At 61.1% G+C, this 19,145-nt stretch carries 18 protein-coding genes; 10 read left to right on the plus strand and 8 right to left on the minus strand.

Annotated elements, in window-relative coordinates; all coding sequences use genetic code 11:
• Positions 1–77: 77 nt before the first annotated feature.
• A complete protein-coding gene (locus NYQ83_RS06225) occupies positions 78–863 on the minus strand; it encodes a MauE/DoxX family redox-associated membrane protein (RefSeq protein ID WP_261213346.1) in 786 nt (261 codons plus the stop codon).
• 999 nt (positions 864–1,862) lie between these two features.
• On the opposite strand from NYQ83_RS06225, the gene NYQ83_RS06230 reads away from it, so the two are divergent.
• From NYQ83_RS06230 to NYQ83_RS06265, 8 genes are all read left to right on the plus strand, one after another.
• Positions 1,863–2,516, plus strand: coding sequence for a hypothetical protein (locus NYQ83_RS06230; RefSeq protein ID WP_261213348.1), 654 nt, complete (start codon positions 1,863–1,865; stop codon positions 2,514–2,516).
• Positions 2,517–3,602: an ImmA/IrrE family metallo-endopeptidase gene (locus NYQ83_RS06235; RefSeq protein WP_261213349.1), complete on the plus strand. Its 1,086-nt coding sequence runs from the start codon at positions 2,517–2,519 to the stop codon at positions 3,600–3,602.
• A 144-nt stretch (positions 3,603–3,746) separates the two neighbouring features.
• Positions 3,747–4,253 carry a DUF2267 domain-containing protein gene (locus tag NYQ83_RS06240; protein WP_261213351.1) on the plus strand — a complete coding sequence of 169 codons (507 nt, stop codon included), beginning with the start codon at positions 3,747–3,749 and terminating at the stop codon, positions 4,251–4,253.
• 190 nt (positions 4,254–4,443) lie between these two features.
• Positions 4,444–4,854: a DUF4332 domain-containing protein gene (locus NYQ83_RS06245; RefSeq protein ID WP_307152890.1), complete on the plus strand. Its 411-nt coding sequence runs from the start codon at positions 4,444–4,446 to the stop codon at positions 4,852–4,854.
• A 266-nt stretch (positions 4,855–5,120) separates the two neighbouring features.
• Complete coding sequence (locus tag NYQ83_RS06250; RefSeq protein WP_261213353.1) at positions 5,121–6,596, plus strand: methylmalonyl-CoA mutase family protein; 1,476 nt, start codon at positions 5,121–5,123, stop codon at positions 6,594–6,596.
• Positions 6,593–8,758 (plus strand): methylmalonyl-CoA mutase, encoded by a 2,166-nt coding sequence (scpA, locus tag NYQ83_RS06255; protein WP_261213355.1) that lies wholly within the window; start codon positions 6,593–6,595, stop codon positions 8,756–8,758. The genes NYQ83_RS06250 and scpA overlap by 4 nt, the downstream gene beginning before the upstream one ends.
• 182 nt (positions 8,759–8,940) lie before the next feature.
• Positions 8,941–9,801: an SDR family oxidoreductase gene (locus tag NYQ83_RS06260; protein ID WP_261213358.1), complete on the plus strand. Its 861-nt coding sequence runs from the start codon at positions 8,941–8,943 to the stop codon at positions 9,799–9,801.
• Complete coding sequence (locus NYQ83_RS06265; protein ID WP_261213360.1) at positions 9,794–11,071, plus strand: AGE family epimerase/isomerase; 1,278 nt, start codon at positions 9,794–9,796, stop codon at positions 11,069–11,071. The genes NYQ83_RS06260 and NYQ83_RS06265 overlap by 8 nt, the downstream gene beginning before the upstream one ends.
• A gap of 68 nt (positions 11,072–11,139) precedes the next feature.
• On the opposite strand, the gene NYQ83_RS06270 is transcribed toward NYQ83_RS06265, so the two are convergent.
• From NYQ83_RS06270 to NYQ83_RS06280, 3 genes are all read right to left on the minus strand, one after another.
• The gene (locus NYQ83_RS06270; protein ID WP_261213361.1) at positions 11,140–11,439 is read right to left on the minus strand and encodes a hypothetical protein; all 300 of its coding nucleotides are present in this window, start codon (positions 11,437–11,439) and stop codon (positions 11,140–11,142) included.
• 88 nt (positions 11,440–11,527) lie between these two features.
• Complete coding sequence (locus tag NYQ83_RS06275; protein WP_261213363.1) at positions 11,528–12,217, minus strand: hypothetical protein; 690 nt, start codon at positions 12,215–12,217, stop codon at positions 11,528–11,530.
• A 133-nt stretch (positions 12,218–12,350) separates the two neighbouring features.
• A complete protein-coding gene (locus NYQ83_RS06280; RefSeq protein ID WP_234630460.1) occupies positions 12,351–13,061 on the minus strand; it encodes a hypothetical protein in 711 nt (236 codons plus the stop codon).
• A gap of 236 nt (positions 13,062–13,297) precedes the next feature.
• Between NYQ83_RS06280 and NYQ83_RS06285 the strand changes: the two genes are divergently transcribed.
• Together NYQ83_RS06285 and meaB are read left to right on the plus strand one after the other, a co-directional pair.
• Positions 13,298–13,624, plus strand: a complete 327-nt coding sequence (locus NYQ83_RS06285; protein ID WP_261213366.1) for a heavy metal-binding domain-containing protein — start codon at positions 13,298–13,300, stop codon at positions 13,622–13,624.
• 58 nt (positions 13,625–13,682) lie between these two features.
• Entirely contained in the window at positions 13,683–14,669 is a 987-nt protein-coding gene (meaB, locus tag NYQ83_RS06290) for a methylmalonyl Co-A mutase-associated GTPase MeaB (protein WP_261213973.1), read from the plus strand.
• A 330-nt stretch (positions 14,670–14,999) separates the two neighbouring features.
• On the opposite strand, the gene NYQ83_RS06295 is transcribed toward meaB, so the two are convergent.
• From NYQ83_RS06295 to NYQ83_RS06310, 4 genes are all read right to left on the minus strand, one after another.
• A complete protein-coding gene (locus NYQ83_RS06295) occupies positions 15,000–16,007 on the minus strand; it encodes an asparaginase (protein ID WP_261213368.1) in 1,008 nt (335 codons plus the stop codon).
• A 15-nt stretch (positions 16,008–16,022) separates the two neighbouring features.
• Positions 16,023–16,766: an SDR family NAD(P)-dependent oxidoreductase gene (locus NYQ83_RS06300; RefSeq protein ID WP_246008483.1), complete on the minus strand. Its 744-nt coding sequence runs from the start codon at positions 16,764–16,766 to the stop codon at positions 16,023–16,025.
• A gap of 161 nt (positions 16,767–16,927) precedes the next feature.
• The gene (locus NYQ83_RS06305; protein ID WP_261213370.1) at positions 16,928–18,280 is read right to left on the minus strand and encodes an adenylate/guanylate cyclase domain-containing protein; all 1,353 of its coding nucleotides are present in this window, start codon (positions 18,278–18,280) and stop codon (positions 16,928–16,930) included.
• An 8-nt stretch (positions 18,281–18,288) separates the two neighbouring features.
• Entirely contained in the window at positions 18,289–19,143 is an 855-nt protein-coding gene (locus tag NYQ83_RS06310) for an MBL fold metallo-hydrolase (protein ID WP_261213372.1), read from the minus strand.
• Between the last annotated feature and the right edge of the window lie 2 nt (positions 19,144–19,145).

Consider the following 19,145-nt stretch of genomic DNA (forward strand, 5'->3'; position numbering starts at 1 on the left):
CCCCGTCCCTAGCCGATCGCGCCCCCGCTCGGCAAATCACAGGCGCATGGCGGACCCGCAGAAAAGCCGTGCGCCGATCACCAGCCCAGAACCAGCATCCGGTAGGGCATCCAGATCCCCATCGCGATCATCATCAGGTTCTCCGTCAGCGACACGAAGCCGAGCGGCACATTGCTGCCGCCGCCCACGCAGGCGCATTTCAGCTCCCGCTTGTCGATATAAACGGCCTTGAAGACGGAGGCCGCCCCCACCCCGCCGATGAAGAGCGCGATCGGCGCGGAAATGAAGGTGAGCGCCCCGGCGATCATCAAGATCCCGGCCGCCGCCTCGCCGAAGGGATAAAAGTAGGCGTAGCGCACATATTTCGGCGCCAGGAGATCGTAGTTCAGGAACATGGTGGAAAAGCTCTCCACGTCCTGCAGCTTCTGCACCGCCAACAGGCACATCGAAATGGCGATGAACCATTCGAGCGCGCGCACGGTAAAGATGGTGCCGAAGGCGGCAAAGCTGACGGCGAGCGCCATCAAAAAGGCGACGGAGAAGATGGCGATCACCGGCCGGTAACTCGTCTCGCCTTCCTTCGTCACATGCTGGCCGAAATGCTCGCGCAATTCGTCATAGCCGCCGATGCGGCGGCCCGCGATGAAGATCTGCGGCGTCGTCTCAACATCATGCTCGCGCTGAAAGGCGTCGGTCTCCGCGCGGGTTTCGAGCCAGTGATCGTCGACCGCAAACCCTTCGCGTTCGAGCAGATCCTTCGCCTTGATGCCATAGGGGCAGACATGCTCCTCCATCACCATGCGATAAACGGCAGCCTCCTTCGCCCCGCTCGCACGCCCCTGCCCGTTGGCGTTCGCCGGCATTCCACTCTCAGGCGCCCGGCCCTGCGCCCCTCTCTCCGGGGCCACTCTTTCCGCTGTCTCCGACATGCCGTTTCCCACGTTTTTGGTCCACTCGTGAGAGGCCAACGCCCTGAGCGCATTGAGGTTCACGCGCGGGGGGAGAAAGAGGGGATAAGGCGGGACGGCCTAAGCCGACACGCAAGGAAGCGCAAAAGAGAAAGCGCGTCGCTCCACGGCGCCGCACTCACGGCACGGCCCATCCCGCGGCACGGCCTGTTCCTCTCCCCCCAAAGGAACACAGGCTGGAGAGGTCGCCGCGCAGCGGCGGGTGAGGGGTGGCGCCGATTGGCGAGCACGCCATCAGCCTAAGGCACGGCCTACCCTCGCCCCCTTCCGGGGAGAGGGTGGCTGCCAAAGGCAGCCGGGTGAGGGGCAACTCCGAGCCAGCTCGGGGCACGGCCGCGCCAAACGCGCAAAAGCCGCCGACACCCCTCCCCTAACCCCTCCCCGCAAGGGGGAGGGGAACTCCGCCGTGCCCGAACACACGCCCTCACCCATCCGTCGGCCGCAACCGGAGCTCGGCATAGGTCACGACAAACCAGGAAAGCACGAGTCAAGCCACCGCCTCGCCCGCGGCACGGCCTGTTCCTCTCCCCCCAAAGGAACACAGGCTGGAGAGGTCGCCGCGCAGCGGCGGGTGAGGGGTGGCGCCGATTGTCGAGCCCGCCATCAGCCCGCGGCACGGCCCAACCCTCGCCCCCCCCAAAACACTATGGGGGGGGAGAGGGTGGCCGCAAACAACCGGGTGAGAAGGAGTTCGGAGAGCGAATCGGCGATCTTATTGGCCTAAGAGAAGCCGATTAAGCGCACTCCATAAGCGCTTCGACGAGCTTGAACTCTTTGTTAGGCGAGGCCGAAGGGAGTCCACACGGATGGCGTATCATACAAGACACGACGCTCGAGCTGGACTTCATTTTTTCTACCTGCTAGAAGGTCCGGAAAATGAAGTGAGCTTCTCTCATGAACATTGGCGCGAGCACCGCACTCTACCAGCACCCTCACGACGCTCGCCGCCGTCTGATGGAACTCGGCATCTCTGTGGAGGCTTTGATAAAGGCTGTCCTGGCCGGTCACGTGGCTCGGTTGAATTGCACGGACAATGATCCACCTTTCATACCCGGCACTGAGGCATGGAGAATGGTAGTACGCACTCTGAGGGACGAATTGGTGCCCCTTGGTTGGCGCAAAGACGACCCGAGCAATTACTCTTTGGTAATCAACGATTCGAGTGAGATTAACATTGTAGTGGCGAGCGCTGACGACCTCACCTGCAGGTCGCCGGGCATGCCAAAAACTAAGTCACTAAAGGGCCTCTTTACTGAGGCGGCCGTGCTGAAGAACAGTTTAGAGGGTGACCTTTTTCCTGACACAGTGGAATATGATCTCCGGCGAGCCGCAAACATACTCAACTACAAGACATACATGCTGCTTATAAACATAGATGACGAACAGTGCCGGGCTGAGCTCTCCCTTCCCTCAGAGTTCGACGACCAGATGGTAACAGGTTGGGCCGAACGTATTTACATCCCCATACCTAGTGCGGACGGCGGCGTGCCGCAGAACATAGATGACACGCCCGATATCGACGTGCCGGTGAAGCGTAAGGCCGCATAAATGTTCAACAATTCGCGACTGAAAGTCGCTCGTCAGCGCGCCGGGTTGACGATGCGAGAACTCGCGTCGAGAGTTGGCATCGAACCTCGTACTGTGACCGGCTATGAGGCTGGAGAGTACCTTCCAAGCGACGACGTAGTCAGAAAATTTGAGCAGGTACTGGGGTTTCCACAGGAGTTTTTCATAGCGGAAGACCTAGACATACCTCGGGCGGAAGGTGTGAGTTTTCGGTCTATGAGTAAAATGACCGCTAGGCAGCGGGATCGTGCGATCGCCGCTGGGGCTGTAGCATTTCTTCTGTCGGATTGGCTAGAAAGCGAGTTTGACCTGCCCGAGGCCGACCTACCCGACATGCGAGAAGAGTTACCTCAGACTGCGGCAGCTGGGCTCCGAGACTATTGGCGCTTGGGCAACAAACCCATCAAGAACATGGTTCATTTGCTGGAGCTAAAAGGTGTTCGAGTCTTCTCCCTTGGGGAAGACGGCAAAGAGATCGATGCCTACTCGCTCTGGCGTGATGCACGACCTTATGTGTTTTTAAACACCCAAAAATCGGCTGAGCGAAGCCGTTTCGACGCTGCGCATGAGCTCGGGCACCTAGTATTACACAAGCATGCGGCGCCAAACGGCTTGGAGGCAGAGAAGCAGGCTAATGAGTTCGCAGCAGCCTTCTTGATGCCAGAGGCGCCGCTCCGAGCTGTGGGGCGCGTTTCCGGACTTCCAAAAGTAGTGCAGCTGAAGCAGGAGTGGTCTGTATCTGTGGCTGCCATGGCTTACCGACTGCACGAGCTTGGCCTCCTTACCAAATGGAACTACCAGCAGATATTTGTCGAGATCTCTAGGCGTGGCTGGCGGACTGAAGAGCCTTCGCCAATTCGACGGGAGCAATCCCAGATATGGCAGAAAGTGCTAAGCGAGGTTCGTCGAGACGAACGCCTGGGATTAGCCAGGTTGTCGGAGCTTCTTTACTTGCCCGGGACGGAGCTTGCGAGACTGTTGTTTGGTCTCGCGACCGTTGGCGTACCGTCGGCCTCGCAGACAGTACCGACTACGCCGCCTCGCGGCCACCTAAGGCTGGTAAATTAACTCTAAGAATTATACATAATTTCTGGTCAGAAAACTACGTAGAATGGCCGATTGAACAGATCTCCCGCGAACCTCAAGAAAAAGGTTTGAGAAAAACAAAGCGCAGCCACGTCACCTCCGAAATGACTCCGCCAGCCAAGATGGATGAACGAATCAAAAAATTTCAGAGATCCGGTTCCGCGCTCCGGAGCTGGCCACTTTGCCCTCCCCCTTGCCTCCCCTCCTCCCCGCGGCCATAACCCCTCGCCGAAACCTCGCGGGAAGACCCTCATGGAAGAGCTCGTTCAGCGCGTCAGGCGCGCCCTTGGTGTCGACGCGGAGACGGCGCAATCCGCCATCCGCGCCGTGTTCTCCTTCCTCAACCGGGAGGGCCCCGAGGCGGAAATGGCAAAACTCGTCGCGGCGATCGACGGGGCGGAAGACTATGTCGGGCCGACGCCCGATCAGGATGCGGTGACGCTCGGCGGCCTCGGCGGGCTGATGGGCGGCGGCATCATGGAAATTCTGGGCGCCCTTCAGGGGCTCGGCCTCGACATCGGCCAGATCCAGACGCTGGGCGAGGAAATCTTTGGCTTTGCCCGCGAAAAGGTCGGCACGGAAACGACCGACAGACTGGTGCGCGGCACGCCGGGGCTTTCCCAGTTTCTCTAAAGCCGGACCTTCAAACACCTGCGTTCGGGCTCGTCGCTCGGGCCGGCCACGGGGCCGTCGTCCGGGCCGTCGTCCAGGCCGTCATCCGAGCCGCGACCGGGGGCCGCTCACACCCACGTGATCTCGGCGCTGGCGTTGCGGGCGAAAATGCGTCTAAATGATGGCAGAGGGGGGCTGCTGGAGGAAGAGCGTGCCGTCCTATTCCATCTCCGCCATGGAATGCCTGTCGCCTGAAGAATGCGCCGCGTTGAAGCGCGTGCGCGTTCGCACGACCGCAAAACTCCTGGAGCGTGCGTCGACGCCGAAGGGGCGGCGGATGCTCGCCCAGGAAACCGGCATCTCGGAAAAATTCATCCTGCGCCTCGCCAATATGGCCGATCTCATGCGCATTCGCGGCGTGGCGGAGGAATATTCGGAGCTCCTCGAAGCAGCGGGCGTCGACACCGTCAAGGAATTGAAACGGCGCAACGTCGCCAATCTCGTCAAGCGCATGCAGGAGGCGAACGCGGCGCGGCCGATGGTGCAGCTTCTGCCGAGCGAAAAGCGCGTCGCCGGCTGGGTCGAGGAAGCCAAAAGCCTGCCCGTGATGATGACCTATTGAGGGTCCGCCTGGCCGCGCGCCCGACGCGCGCGCACTCCGCCACGTTTTCGCGCCATGCGCGCCCTTCCCTCACCCCCCGCCCCCGAGGCGCTTGAGCGGCAACGACTATTGGCGAATGGGCGCCAGGCTTTCGAGCCGGTAAGACGCCAGCCAAAAGCGGTGTGGCGAAAGCGGCGTCGATGTGCGGGCGAAATCCCCGCCTGTCTTGCCCCCTCGCTTCGCCCAAGAGTAAAACGGCCAAACCAAAAAGGCCGGGAGGATTTGTCATGTCATCGAGCCGTTCATCTGAGGCCTCTTCGCCCGGAACAGGGGCATCAGGAACCGGGCAGCAGCGCCCGCCGCTCAACATCTTTCCGCAGCCCGCCGCCGAAGACTGGCGCACGCTCGCCGACAAGGCGCTGAAGGGCGCGGAGTTTGCCTCGCTGCGCTCAGAGACCCGCGACGGCATCGCGATCGAGCCGCTTTATCCCCGCGCCGCCGATGCCGCGCCGATCGCCTCACGCAGCGGGCCGTGGCGGATCGTGCAGCGCATCGACCATCCCGAACCGGCCGCCGCCTCGCGCCAGGCGCTTGCCGATCTGTCGGGCGGCGCCGATGGGCTCGCCCTCATCTTCGCGGGGGCGCCGTCCGCCGCCGGCTTCGGTCTGCCGGAGAGCGAGGAGGCGATCGCGACCGCGCTCGAGGGCGTCGAGCTCCCGGCCATTCATCTTCGTCTCGAACCGGGTGCCGACGCGGTTCAAACCGCGCGCCGTGTCGCAGCGCTCATCGCCCAGAAAAACTTCTCCCCGGCCGAGTGCTCCATCGCCTTCGGCATCGATCCGATCGGCCGCATCGCCCGTTTCGGCGGGGATATTTCGTCGGTCGATTTTTCCGCTCTCGCTGTTCTTTTGAAAGAACTCGAGACAGCCGGCTTTGCCGGTCCGGTCTTCGAAGCGGACGGACGCATCTATCATTCCGCCGGCGCGAGCGAGGCGCAGGAGCTTGCCGCCGTCGTGGCGACGATCGCGGGCCTTGTTCGCGGTCTTGCGGCCGAAGGGCTTTCGCCCGGCGAAGTCCTGCCGAAAATCGGCGTTACGCTCGCGGCCGGGCACGACCAGTTCGCCACCATCGGCAAATTCCGCGCTGTGTCGCTTCTCACCCGCCGGCTCGGCGAAGTCTGCGGTGTGTCGGACTTTTCCCCGTGCCTTCACGGCGAGACGGCGTCGCGCATGATGATGGCGGCGGACGCGCACAACAACCTCATCCGCACCACGATCGCGGCCTTTTCGGCGGCCGCCGGCGGGGCACAAACCCTTGGCGTGCTTGGGTTTTCTTCCGCCCACGGGCTGCCCGACCGCGCCGCGCGCCGTTATGCCCGCAACATCCAGCATTTGTTGATGGCGGAATCCGGCATACATCATCTTGATGATCCCACCGCCGGCTCCGGCGCCGTCGAAGCCCTCACGGACGCCCTTTGTGAGAAAAGCTGGGCAGAATTTCAGGCGATCGAATCCGAGGGCGGAATCCTGAAAAGCCTTGTCGATCAGGCTTTTACCGGGCGCATCGCGGAGGCGCGCAAGGCGCTGCTTGAAAAGATCTCGGACGGCGCCTCGCCCTTTGTCGGGGCGACGCTCTACCCCAATCCGAAGGAGCCGGAGATTGCCGTGGAAGCCTCTCAAATTCCACAACAATCCGGTCTTCTCACGCCGCTGTATGCGGCTGAAATCACGGCCCTGACGGCCAACAAAAAGGTGTCGGCATGAGCCCGCTTCCCGATTTTCGCCAGATCGCCTGGCAAAAGCCCGAAACCGCGCCGAAAACTCACGAACAGGGCTCCTGGACCGCGCCGGAAGAGATCACGCTCACCCCCCGCCCGGGCGCGTCCGACGTCGAAAACGTCGATTTTCTAGAGACTTATCCGGGTATCGCGCCCTATCTCCGCGGCCCCTACCCGACCATGTACGTCCAGAAACCGTGGACCATCCGCCAATATGCCGGCTTCTCCACGGCGAAGGAATCGAATGCCTTCTACCGCCGCAATCTCGCCGCCGGTCAGAAGGGCCTTTCGGTCGCCTTCGACCTCGCCACCCATCGTGGCTATGACTCTGATCATCCACGCGTTTCCGGCGATGTCGGCATGGCGGGCGTGGCCATCGATTCCATTCTCGACATGCAGGAACTCTTCGACGGCATCCCGCTCGACAAGATGAGCGTGTCGATGACGATGAACGGCGCCGTCCTGCCGGTGATGGCATTATACATCGTCGCGGCGGAAGAACGGGGTGTTGCGCAGAAGGATCTTTCAGGAACCATCCAGAATGACATTCTGAAAGAGTTCATGGTCCGCAACACCTATATTTATCCGCCGACCCCGTCTCTGCGCATCATTTCTGATATTTTCTCCTATACTGCGGAGAATATGCCGCGATTCAACTCCATTTCGATTTCCGGATACCATATCCAGGAAGCCGGGGCGACGGCAGATCTTGAGCTCGCCTACACGCTCGCCGACGGCATCGAATATGTGCGCGCCGGCGTCAAAGCCGGGCTCGACGTCGACAAATTCGCACCGCGGCTCTCCTTCTTCTTCGGCATCGGGATGAATTTTTACATGGAGGTGGCAAAGCTTAGGGCCGCCCGCCTCCTCTGGGCGAAGCTGATCAAGGAGAATTTTTCTCCCTCCGATGCGCGCTCGCTGTCGCTGCGCACCCACTGCCAGACCTCCGGCTGGTCGCTGACCGCGCAGGACGTCTTCAACAATGTCGCGCGCACGGCGATCGAGGCGATGGCAGCAACGCAAGGCGGCACGCAAAGTCTTCATACGAATTCACTCGACGAAGCCCTTGCGCTGCCAACGGATTTCTCCGCCCGCATCGCCCGCAACACCCAGCTCATCCTCGCGCTTGAATCCGGCACCGCCGATACGATCGACCCGTGGGGCGGCTCGTTCGCGATCGAGAAACTGACCGACGATCTCGCACGGCGCGCCCTTTCCCATATCGAAGAGGTCGAAGCCCGCGGCGGCATGACCAAGGCCATTGAGGCTGGCCTGCCGAAGCTCCGCATCGAAGAAGCCGCCGCGAAAACGCAGGCGCGCATCGATTCCGGCAAGCAGGCCGTCATCGGCGTCAATCTCTACCCAAGCGACGAAGAGCCGGAGATCGATGTCCTCAAGGTCGACATCGAGGCCGTGCGGCGCGAGCAGATCGACAAACTCACCCGCCTCAAGGCGGAGCGCGATCCGGCGAAACTTCAGGAAACCCTCGCCAATTTGACCAAAGCGGCCGAAAGCGGCGAAGGCAATCTCCTCGCCCTTAGCATCGAGGCCGCGAGGGCACGCGCCACGGTCGGCGAAATCTCCGACGCCATGGAGAAGGTCTTCGGCCGCCATATGGCCGAGGTAAAGACCTTGTCGGGCGTCTACAAACGCGAGGTCGGCTCGATGAATCAAGCGGTCGAAAAAGTCTTAAAAATGACGGCCGAGTTCGAACGCGCCGACGGAAGGAGACCGCGCGTCCTCGTCGCCAAGATGGGTCAGGACGGGCATGACCGGGGCCAGAAAGTGATCGCGTCGGCCTTCGCGGATCTCGGTTTCGATGTCGATGTCGGCCCTCTCTTCTCCACGCCGGACGAAGTGGCGCGTCAGGCGGTCGAAAACGACGTGCATGTCGTCGGCGTCTCGTCTCTTGCAGCGGGCCATCTCTCGCTCGTACCGGCGCTGCGGCAGGCGCTTGATCGCGAGGGGGCTGAAGACATCATGATCGTCGTCGGCGGCGTGATCCCTCCGCAGGATTTCGAGGCGCTGAAGAAGGCCGGAGCTTCGGCGATTTTCCCTCCCGGAACCGTGATTGCGGAATCGGCGGCGAAGCTTTTGGACGAGCTCAATCATCGGCGTGGCTATCACAGTCAGGAAGCGGCTGAGTAAGATCTCGGATCTGAAGAGGTACTGCGGGCGGCTTCCCGCCGCCCCGCAAGCCTCTTGAAAACCAAGTCGGGCGCCCACGCGCGTCGACCCAGCAGATATCGCCCAGCATGACAGCGATCATGCAACGGGCTCGGCATTTCTCCGTTGCGTTATTGATCCCATAAACAACGGAGGACGATCCCTTGACCGAGATCCCACCGCAAAGCCAAGACCGCATGCCGGGCCGCGAGAGCGAACTCACGCCGCCGGCCGAACATATCCGAGACAGCTACAAAGGAGCCGGACGCCTTGCCGGGAAGCGCGCGCTCATTACCGGCGGCGACAGCGGCATCGGCCGCGCCGTGGCACTGCATTTTGCTCGCGAAGGAGCGGATGTCGCCATCGTCTACCTGCCGGAAGAAGCCGATGACGGGCGAGAAGCGATCCGCCGGATCGAGGCAGAGGGGACGCGCGCCATAGCGATTGAAGGTGATCTGCGGGATCCGGGTTTCTGTCAGCAGGCGGTCGAAAAGACTGTTGCCGCCTTCGGCGGCCTCGACATTCTGGTACCGATCGCCGGCATTCAGAAAGTGGCCAAGGATGTGACCGAGATCTCCGATGCCGACTGGAACTGGCATTTCGACGTCAACATTCATTCGATCTTTTATCTGAGCCGGGCCGCAGTGCCGCATCTCAGCAAGGGCAGCTCGATCATCAGCTGCGCCTCCGTCAATGGCTTTCTAGGAGACCAAGATCTCCTCGCCTATTCGAGCACCAAGGGGGCCATATCCGGTTTTACCCGGGCTCTGGCCAAGCAAGTCGCCAAACAAGGCGTGCGGGTCAACCAGGTTGCGCCAGGCCCAATCTGGACGCCCATTCAGCCCGCCAGCTGGGGTCGCGTGGATCCGCAGAGCATGCCCGAGATGGGTAAGGATACGCCAATGGGCCGGATCGGCCAGCCTTCTGAAGTCGGCCCCGCCTTCGTTTATCTGGCAAGCGAAGACGGCTCCTACATTACCGGTCAGACGATCCACGTGAACGGCGGCATGATCGTCAATGCTTGATCCTCTTGCACTTTTCGGACCGGAGCCGGGCAACTGGCTCGTCCAACGCCAGCACCAGGCTTGGCTCGGAACGCAAGGTCGCAGACTTCTCGACTTTTCCAAGCCGTCGCTTGTCGCCCACGGGTTTGCTGCGCTCGATCTCGATGGACGCCTTCCGGATAAGCCGGTCGCCGAAACCATCGTGACTGCGCGCATGGTGCATTCTTATGGGCTCGGCATGCTGCAAGGCCTTCCCGGATGCATTCCGCTCGTCGATCACGGCCTGGCCTCGCTCGCATCGGGGCCGTTACGTGACGGCGAAAACGGCGGCTGGTGGCTGCGGGACCCGGATGCTGGCGCCCCAAGACGCAAGCAGGCCTACGCGCATGCCTTTGTGGCGCTCGCAGCCTCGACAGCGTTCGTCGCAAAGCGACCGGCTGCGAAACGGCTGCTCGACGAGGCGATCGACGTGATCGAGACGCATTTCTGGGACGACGTGGAAGGCGCGATGCGAGAGAGCTTCGCCTCAGACTGGGGCAACGAAGAGGACTATCGCGGCGCCAACAGCAACATGCATTCCCTGGAAATGTGCCTCGCGCTTGCGGACGCCCTCGATGCACCGAAATGGCGCGAGCGCGGGGTTCGCATCGCCGAACGCCTGATCCACGACCATGCACGCGCCAATGATTACTGCATCCCAGAGCATTTCGACCGAAACTGGCAGATCTTGCGCGATTACAATCGCGACAAACCGGAAGACGATCTCCGCCCCTATGGCACGACGCCGGGACATTCTCTGGAATGGTCGCATCTGCTTCTCAAGCTGGAAGCAGCACTTCTAGCCCATGGAGAGACGCCGCCCAGCTGGCTCCTGGAGGATGCCATTGCTCTGTTTGAGACCGCGATGCATCTCGGATGGGCGGCCGATGAACGGCCAGGCCTCGTCTACACGCTTGATTGGAACGGCAGGCCCAGCGTCCCCGAACGCGCTCATTGGGTGCACGCGGAAGCGATCACTGCCGCGGCCACGCTCTTCAAGCGGACGGGGCGAAAAATCTATGGCGAATGGTACCGACGTCTTTGGGATTATATCGACCTTGCCATGATTGACCGCGAACGCGGCGGATGGCTCAACGAAGTCGATGCCGAAGGGCGCGACAGTGAGCGTATCTACGAAGGCAAGCCAGATCTCTATCACGCCTATCAGGCGACGCTCACGCCGCTCCTGCCGGCAACGCCGAGCATCGCTGTCGCGCTCACGCAGCAAGGGGACAGATTTGGGCAAGAGTAGAAGCGGCGACGCAGGTGCCGCCGCCTCCGGGTTTCAAGCAGCGAAGCAGCCGTGCTCAGCTGCCTATCTCATTGGCAGGCCACGTTGTGGTTGGCAGAGATCCACGTCAGCGCATTGCGGTGCGCACAACAGGCCGGGCAATTGAGATTGTTGAGGACCTCCGGCGGATTGTCGAGCGTGCACCGGCCGAGTTCGCTCGTCGGGATGTTGGCGCAGGCACTCGCATCGTCGGCCTGGGCGAGCTTCTTCAACGCTTCCGTCACCACCTGTGTCGAACCGTTGGTTTGAGTCTCGCTGGAAACCGCTGGCGCAGCCATCGCGGCCAACATCGCGAGAGCGGCAAAGCCGGAAACAACATATTTTTTCATTTCCGCATCTCCTTCATCCTGCAATTTAACTTGCAACATCCATTATATTCTATTTCTCCTATGTGACAATAATTTTTTCATCTATACTTCAATTCTGCATCTGACTAGCAAATATCATTTGACTTGGAATGATTAACTTTTCTTGAAGTTTTTCTCCGGCAGCGACCAACTCGAAGTTTGTAGACGTATCCACGCTCCATCCTGAGTTAATATTGAAATTCAGATTTGTATTCCCAGAAGGTACATCGACAACGATTCCCGCACCAAACGATTGCAAGATGATCGTCCCGACATCGAACTTCTGAGACGCAAACATGAAGAACACTTTGTCGGTCGGCGTGATGACAACGAGGCCACCGACCGTGACGTGAAAGGCGCAATAATTGCCGCCGACAGCGGAATCCCCGATGATGCCGCAAGTGTAGGCCGTCTTGCTCGAATTCTCGATCTGGAACCGCCCCTCAAGATCGCCGGTCTGGGTGGTGAGCGTGCCCGGCTCCGAGATGACCGCCACCTGCGAGGGCGCGATCTTGGTTTTCGATTGGGGACGAACCACCTCGTAGGCGGTCAGCGGATCGGTCGAGATATAGGCTTCATAGGTCGCGTCCCAGCTGACGTAGTTGGACGCGAGAAGCGCCGAATTCGTGTACCAGACCGTGGGTTGGCCGGTTCTATCGGCCGAGGTCACGGCACGGAGCACGTAAAGCCGGGCACCCTGCTTGCTCAGCTGGGAGAGCGTCGCGTTATCAAGTTCGATGGTGACGTTACGCGAGGCCATGCCATTATCCGCTTAGAAAGCCCGGCACCTGGCAACCAGGCGAGAATCTCAGCTTCGCAGGAGAAAAAGGAAGGGGCGCAATCGCCCCCTCCCGATCGCAGTCCGCCAAGCTGTCGCGAAATGCCACAGAAGCTCAAGCGGCAGCTGCAACCAGCCGTCTGGCGGCCTTGCTCTCGCTGACCTGGGGGAGGATCAGGAGAGGCTGCAGGGGGCTGTTGGCTGCGATCTTCTTCATCCACGTCGCGCTCGACGCATCCCAGCCCTTGTTGATGTCGAAGGTCAGCGAGCGCGAGCTCACACCGGTCAGGTCGATCAGGGCGCCCTGTGCGAAGGCCTGGGCAATCACCGTCGCGGTCTTGACCGGCTTGGTGGCGAACATGAGCAGCACCGTCTCGATCGGCACGATCAGATCGAGCCCATTGCCGTAGAGCGGGAAGGCGCACAGGGTCGTATAGTCGCCACTCGGGTTCTGCTGAGACATGCCGCAGGTGTACTGCGTCGTCGAATTGTTCATGATCGAGATCGCGCCGGCGGTCCCCTCGCCGGTCACGCTGACATTGCCGACATTGTCGACATTCATCGTCTGGCCGAGATCGATGTCGGCTTTAGCCGAGGCGTGGATCACGACGTTCGATTCGATTTGATCGTTCGAGATATAGGCCTGGTAGTTCTCCTCCCAGGTTAGCGTTGTGTCGGTGAGGAAGTTCTGACTCGAGAACCAGACCGTCGGCATACCTGAGGATTGCCCGCGCACAGCTTTGAAGCCATACATATAGTACCCGGAATCCTTAAGGGCCTTGACGGTATTCTGGTCCATTTCAACAGTGATTGAATATTCAGCCATTTTATCCTCCGTTTTACAGGTCCGAACCTGTGGTCGCCGCATCTCCCAGGCGACGTTCTTAGGCTACTATTGCAATTTATGATTGTATAGACACAGCATTTGCAAGCGTGAACGTTGTCTTTCGACGAAACTCTGAATTGGAACGAATCCGGGTCACCTCCCACACCAGGGAAACACGGGCTTCTCAGCGGGCAGCGCTTACGGCAAATTGCGGTCGTCGCTTGAAGGAGCCCGATATGCTCGTCACCACCACGCCCACAATCGAGGGCCGTCGCATCCGCGAATATTTCGGAGTCGTTACCGGCGAAGCCATCCTTGGAACAAACGTCTTTCGTGACTTCTTTGCCGGCATCCGGGACATTGTCGGCGGACGTGCCGGAGCATACGAGAACGCTCTGCGCGAAGCGCGCGAAACAGCGCTTGCCGAAATGCAGGCGGAAGCCCGGGCACTCGGCAGCAATGCGATCATCGGCATCGACATCGACTATGAAACAATTTCAATCGGCGATCGCGGCGGCATGATGATGGTCTCGGCCTCCGGCACCGCGGTTTTGGTGGAGTAACGGGTAAGACATCCGCGAGGGCATGGACCCATGTCTGCCCGGCAGCTACCACAGCACCATGGGGCACAAGAACCAGACCGAAGCGATCAAAACTCTTGCACAGGCCGTCGTTGCCGGCGAACGGCGGGCACTCGGGCGCGCCATCACGCTTGTCGAATCTCGGCGTGAGGACCATCGTCGCGAGGCAGCGCTGCTCATCGAAGAACTCCGGCCAAAAACCGGGCGCAGTATCCGTATCGGCATGACGGGCTCACCGGGCGCCGGAAAGTCGACCCTCATCGACACTTTCGGCAGCAATCTGACCACAGCGGGCCACAAGGTCGCCGTCCTTGCCGTCGATCCGACCTCGACGCGCACCGGCGGCTCGATTCTCGGCGACAAGACCCGCATGGGCCGGCTGGCGCAGGACACGAACGCTTTCATCCGTCCCTCGCCGACCGGCGGCACACTCGGCGGCGTTGCAGCCCGCACGCGCGAAGCCATGCTCGTCTGCGAGGCAGCTGGATTTGACGTCATCATTGTGGAGACGGTGGGCGTCGGCCAGTCAGAAACGACCGTGGCCGACATGGTCGATGTCTTCGTGGCTCTCGCCCTGCCCGGCTCGGGGGACGAATTGCAAGGGCTGAAGAAGGGCGTCGTAGAGATTGCCGACATCCTTGCCGTCAACAAGGCGGAGGGAACAAATGCCGCGCGCGCCCGCGAGGCGGCAGGCGATCTGCAGTCGGCTTTGCGCATTCTCGGGGCAAGGCCGGATGGCTGGGTTGTTCCGGTACTGGCAATTTCGGGGCTTGCCAATGAAGGGCTCGACGAGCTCTGGCAGACGATCAACAGCTTCTGCAAACAAGGTGAGACAACCGGCAGCCTCGCCGCGCGGCGCAGGCGGCAGGCCGTGATCTGGTTTCACGCCATTCTCGACGAGCGCATCCGCGAACGTGTCCTGGCGGGCTTCGAAGACGAGATCACAAGGCTCGAAGATACGGTCAGAGACGGCGGACAGAGCGCGGCCGCCGCGGCCGAAGAGGCGATGGTGCGCCTGCTGCGATGAGATTCTCCTCAAGCTCCGAGCACACAGGCAACGTCGCGAACTTGCGGCTTTGCATTAACTTTATCTTAACCAAAAGTGACTGGCGCGGGACATCTTGGGTCATAATCGCGCAGATGAAAAAGCTGTCTTTCTCTCACCGGCTGCTCCTCACAGCCCTCGCCGTCCTTCCCGCGACTCTCTGTCCCGGACCGCACGGTGAGGCCCCGGCGGAATTGCGTGGTCCGATCGCCCCAGCGCAAGAGGGTGTGCAGTCACCGAAGAACTGGCAGACGCCGACGATCTTCCGCAACGCCCGGCACTTTGAGATATCCCGCGGCGCGGAAAAGCGGCTCAGCTGAGACCCGCGAAAGCTTCTTCGATCACGCCCACATGGCCCGTCGGAATCAAGCGGCGATTGACGAGCTCTCGAGGACGCCAAGGCGCGAATGAGGCCGCACATCCCGGCACGAGGCGGGCCAGAATCTCCGCCATCACGGCTTCTGAGGCGCGTGTCGCACCGTCATCGACCTTGAGAGCAATACCGAGGCCGACTTCAGGCAAAGCCGCGCAAAAGACGCCTTCTGCACCTGTCTTGACGAGCGCACGCCCGCCGAGTGCCTGCATGGAAAGAGTACAGAAACGGCCGGTCCCGGCGACGTACCAGGGATGCTCGGTGGCGGCGGCAAAGAGCGCCTCGGCCGCGGCGGCGCGCTCGGGCGACAGACCTGCACCGGTGCCGAAACGGGCAAAGCCATGCGCGAGGGCGCGTAAAGGCACGGCATAGGTCGGCAATGAACAGCCATCGATGCCCGACCGCTCTACGGGATGGGCGACGCCCGTCACGCCTTCCAAGGCTTCGCGGACAAGATGCTGGACGGGATGATCAGGCTCCACGTATCCGGCGGGATCAAAGCCACAACCCACAGCGACTGCGAGCATGCCGGCATGTTTGCCAGAGCAATTGTTGTGAAGGGGGCTCGGCATGCCGCCGCTCGCGGCGAGATGCAGCATCGATTCCTCGTGGCTCGGCCATTGCGGACCGCACAACAGCGCCGCCTCCGTCAGGCCGCAGCGGTCCAGCATGGCGCGGGCGAGCGCCACATGGGCGGGCTCTCCACCATGTGAGGCCTGAGCAAGCGCCAGCTCCGCTGGCCCGAAGCCATAGGCATCTGCCGCCCCCGTCTCCACCAACGGCAAGGCTTGCAGCGCCTTCACCGCCGAGCGCGGAAACACAGCCTGCTCGACATCACCAGCGCAGGCGCGCATGCTTCCCTGCGCATCACACACCACGAATGCACCACGGTGACGGCTTTCGACGCGCCCGCCGCGCGTCACTTCAACGAGAATGGGATCTTCCATAGTTCAGCTCACGGCCTAATCGGGACGCAGAATACCAGCAGCCAGAAAGCCGCCGTCGACACAAAGGACATGGCCGTTGATGTAGCCGCCCGCCTCCGACAACAGAAAGTGGACGGCGGCCGCGACCTCTGCAGGCTCCCCGTAGCGGCGCTGAGGAATGTGGTCGCGCCACAATCTGCGCATCTCTGCATCGTGCAAATGATGGACATGAGGCGTATCGATGGCACCGGCAGCAACGGCGTTGACGCGAATACCTTTGGGGCCAAGTTCTGCCGCCATCGCCTGCGTCATCGCAATAAGGCCGCCCTTGGCTGCGGCGTCGGCGATGCGCCCCGGGAAGCCCCTCAGTCCAGACACCGAGGAGACATTGACGACCGCCCCTCCATCGACCATGCGCAACACGACGGCCTTGGCGGTTATGAAAGACCCCGTGAGATTGATTTCGAGCGCCTCGCGAAAACCTTCCGCATCAGTCGCTTCAAAGGAAAGGTCGCGGGCAAATCCGGCCGAGTTAACAAGCCCCACCGGTGGGCCAAAAGTCTCCTCCGCCTCGTCTAGCGCCTCCTCGACAGCGTCTTCGTCGGTGATATCGGCTTCCAGAAGAAGGGCATCTCCGCCCCGGAGTTCGGCATCGGCCCCGGCAAGGGAATCGCGGCTGGCATCAAGCACGCTGACTTGGAAGCCGCTGTGAGCGAGAAGCCGGGCGGTGGCGAGCCCAATGCCTGAGGCACCTCCAGCCAAAACGACATGGCCGCTCACAGCCTGTCTCCAGGCGGCAGCAGCTCTCGTCCGCGCGATTTGAACCATTCTCTCATTAGTGCCGCCGACCACCAGCTCATGCATCGGAGGTTAAAGCGCCGCTATTCGGCAGACAAGTGAGGTTCCCAGCGAAGTTGCGGCATGCGAGAGGCCATTCCCCTTTACGACAAAGCCGTAGTCGGGACCGTCTCTGTGCTCGCCGGCGCGCTTTTCAGAACGATTAGGTCGACGCGCCCCGATAGGCCGGCAACTTGCCGCTTTCTGCGGAGTTCAAGGCGTTGCGGCGTCACGAAGCCCTGGCGCTTGGCGAGTTTGAGCGTCGATCTTGTGGTAAGCCCGGCAGTGCCCTCGACGCGATTGGCATCTTCCAGTTTGGCCGCCAGATTGACCGGCACGCCGATGACGGTGTGTTCAAGCCGCTCCCCACCACCAACAACGCCGACAAGAGCGGATCCGGCGGCAACTGCACAGCCGACCCGCAGGCGAACAGCACGCCCCTCCCTTGCCATCTCTTCATTCAAGGCATCGACCGCGGCATAGACGCTAAATGCAGCGTGAAGCGCATCGGCCGCGTAACATGGAGAAACATCCACCGCACCGAAAGTCGCCAGAATGCCGTCACCCAGATATTTGTCGATATGGCCGTTAAAGCGACCAATAACGGTCGCCATCGCACTCTGGTAGCCCGTCAGAAGCGCCATCACGTCTGAGGGCTGCATTGCCTCCGCCAGGGCGGTGAAGCCACGAATATCGATAAAGAGTGCAGCGATATCACGCGTCGTCGCTACGCCCGACACGAGTTCCGTCGGCTCCTGTTCACCAACATTGCGGGCAATCTCCGGAGCGAAGAAACGAGAAAGATTTCCGGCAATCACGTGGTCGCGAACCGCCGAAACGAGAAGTGCGCGGGAACGCATTAAGACATAGGCGAGCAGGAAGGTGGTGGCGGAGATGACGATGATTTTGTCGAGCTCGGCCCCCACGAGAACTTTCGAGCCGTTGGTGTATTCCACGTAATTGCGGGTGATCCCCGCGAAATCCGGGTCAAAATAGATCGCATAGATGACGAGAGACACCCAGCTTGCGACCGCAAGTGCCCCCGTCAAGATAAGAAAGGTCGGATCAAAGCGCAGCGCTCGCGGTGCGATAAAAAGGAAGAAATAGAGAACTGTCGGCGACTTGAGCACGAAGGCCGCGGGTTCGTCATATTGAACATGATACGAGAAGATGATTGCCGTTAGGAGTGCCACATCAAAGATGATCGAGGCGACGATCAGCCAAGTTCCAAGCCGGCGCCGGTAAGCCAAACCAAGCCGGAGGACAGTGAACACGGCGTAGGAAGCAAGGGCGTATGGCACGAAGTTGAAGCCTGCCGAGCCTTCCGCACGGGGCAGAAATGCGTAAGCCGAACCGAAAAAGACGATGAGAGCCAGCTGCGCCCAGCCAATGCGGATCTCGGCCCGTTCATCGAGTTCGTCGATCCGCCGTTTGAGGCCAGGCGGGAGTGCCTTCATTGTTCGGCTCATCCAACCGGCGCCGTCACCTCCCCAGCATGAAGCACCATACCTTCGCAGGCGATTTCTGCAGCCGGACAAACCTTCCGCATCTGCGCACGCAGAAGGTCAAGGGCGTCATCCGAGCGCTCTGGATGGTGATGGAACATCACGGGCCGGGAGACTCCGGCTCGGCGCGCAAGCGCCACCCCCTCCTGCCAGGTGGAATGCCCCCAACCAACGTGGTCTCGGTACTCCGCGGCCGTGTATGTGGCATCGTAGACCATGATATCGCAACCGCGGACGAAACGCTCCACGGCCTCGTCCTTACCCTGGTCGCCGTGTTCATGATCGGTGATGATGGCGATGGAAGAGCCGCGATAGTCGAAGCGGTAACCCAGCGCACCCCCCGGGTGATTGAGACACTCACTGGTCACACGCAGGCCGTCCGCGAAAACCAATTCCTCTCCAACACTCAGATCGTGAAACGCGCAATCTTTGAACACGACCGGCTGAACCGGGAAGAGAACGGGATCCATCAAGCGTTCAAAGATGTCACGAAGCTTGATATCCGCGAGAAGATGCCCCGCGACGAAACGGACCTCGAAATCCCTGCAGTATGCCGGTCTGAAGAAAGGCAGACCGCAAATGTGATCGAGGTGGGTATGAGTAAAAAGCACGGTCGTTCGACGTTTTCCCGCCCTCAGGAAAGCTTCGCCGAGGTCGTGCACACCGCTCCCACAATCGACAACGAGGCTTTGCCCGCCTGCCTTGATTTCCATGCATGACGTATTGCCGCCATAGCGCACGGTCTTGGCGCCCGGCACCACATAAGAGCCCCGCACGCCCCAGAAACGGATCGAAAGCCCCGTATGGTTTTCCATTT

The sequence above is a fragment of the Afifella sp. JA880 genome, from assembly GCF_025379905.1.
Lineage (GTDB): Bacteria > Pseudomonadota > Alphaproteobacteria > Rhizobiales > Afifellaceae > Afifella > Afifella aestuarii.

Bases quoted from the DNA above. Each gene is read 5' to 3' on its own strand.
- NYQ83_RS06225 (WP_261213346.1), bottom strand. From the start codon at position 863: ATGCCGGCGAACGCCAACGGGCAGGGGCGTGCGAGCGGGGCGAAGGAG.
- NYQ83_RS06295 (WP_261213368.1), bottom strand. From the start codon at position 16,007: ATGGAAGATCCCATTCTCGTTGAAGTGACGCGCGGCGGGCGCGTCGAA.
- scpA (WP_261213355.1), top strand. From the start codon at position 6,593: ATGAGCCCGCTTCCCGATTTTCGCCAGATCGCCTGGCAAAAGCCCGAA.
- NYQ83_RS06285 (WP_261213366.1), top strand. From the start codon at position 13,298: ATGCTCGTCACCACCACGCCCACAATCGAGGGCCGTCGCATCCGCGAA.
- NYQ83_RS06305 (WP_261213370.1), bottom strand. From the start codon at position 18,280: ATGAAGGCACTCCCGCCTGGCCTCAAACGGCGGATCGACGAACTCGAT.
- NYQ83_RS06310 (WP_261213372.1), bottom strand. From the start codon at position 19,143: ATGGAAAACCATACGGGGCTTTCGATCCGTTTCTGGGGCGTGCGGGGC.
- NYQ83_RS06235 (WP_261213349.1), top strand. From the start codon at position 2,517: ATGTTCAACAATTCGCGACTGAAAGTCGCTCGTCAGCGCGCCGGGTTG.
- NYQ83_RS06230 (WP_261213348.1), top strand. From the start codon at position 1,863: ATGAACATTGGCGCGAGCACCGCACTCTACCAGCACCCTCACGACGCT.
- meaB (WP_261213973.1), top strand. From the start codon at position 13,683: ATGGGGCACAAGAACCAGACCGAAGCGATCAAAACTCTTGCACAGGCC.
- NYQ83_RS06250 (WP_261213353.1), top strand. From the start codon at position 5,121: ATGTCATCGAGCCGTTCATCTGAGGCCTCTTCGCCCGGAACAGGGGCA.
- NYQ83_RS06275 (WP_261213363.1), bottom strand. From the start codon at position 12,217: ATGGCCTCGCGTAACGTCACCATCGAACTTGATAACGCGACGCTCTCC.
- NYQ83_RS06265 (WP_261213360.1), top strand. From the start codon at position 9,794: ATGCTTGATCCTCTTGCACTTTTCGGACCGGAGCCGGGCAACTGGCTC.
- NYQ83_RS06270 (WP_261213361.1), bottom strand. From the start codon at position 11,439: ATGAAAAAATATGTTGTTTCCGGCTTTGCCGCTCTCGCGATGTTGGCC.
- NYQ83_RS06280 (WP_234630460.1), bottom strand. From the start codon at position 13,061: ATGGCTGAATATTCAATCACTGTTGAAATGGACCAGAATACCGTCAAG.
- NYQ83_RS06240 (WP_261213351.1), top strand. From the start codon at position 3,747: ATGAACGAATCAAAAAATTTCAGAGATCCGGTTCCGCGCTCCGGAGCT.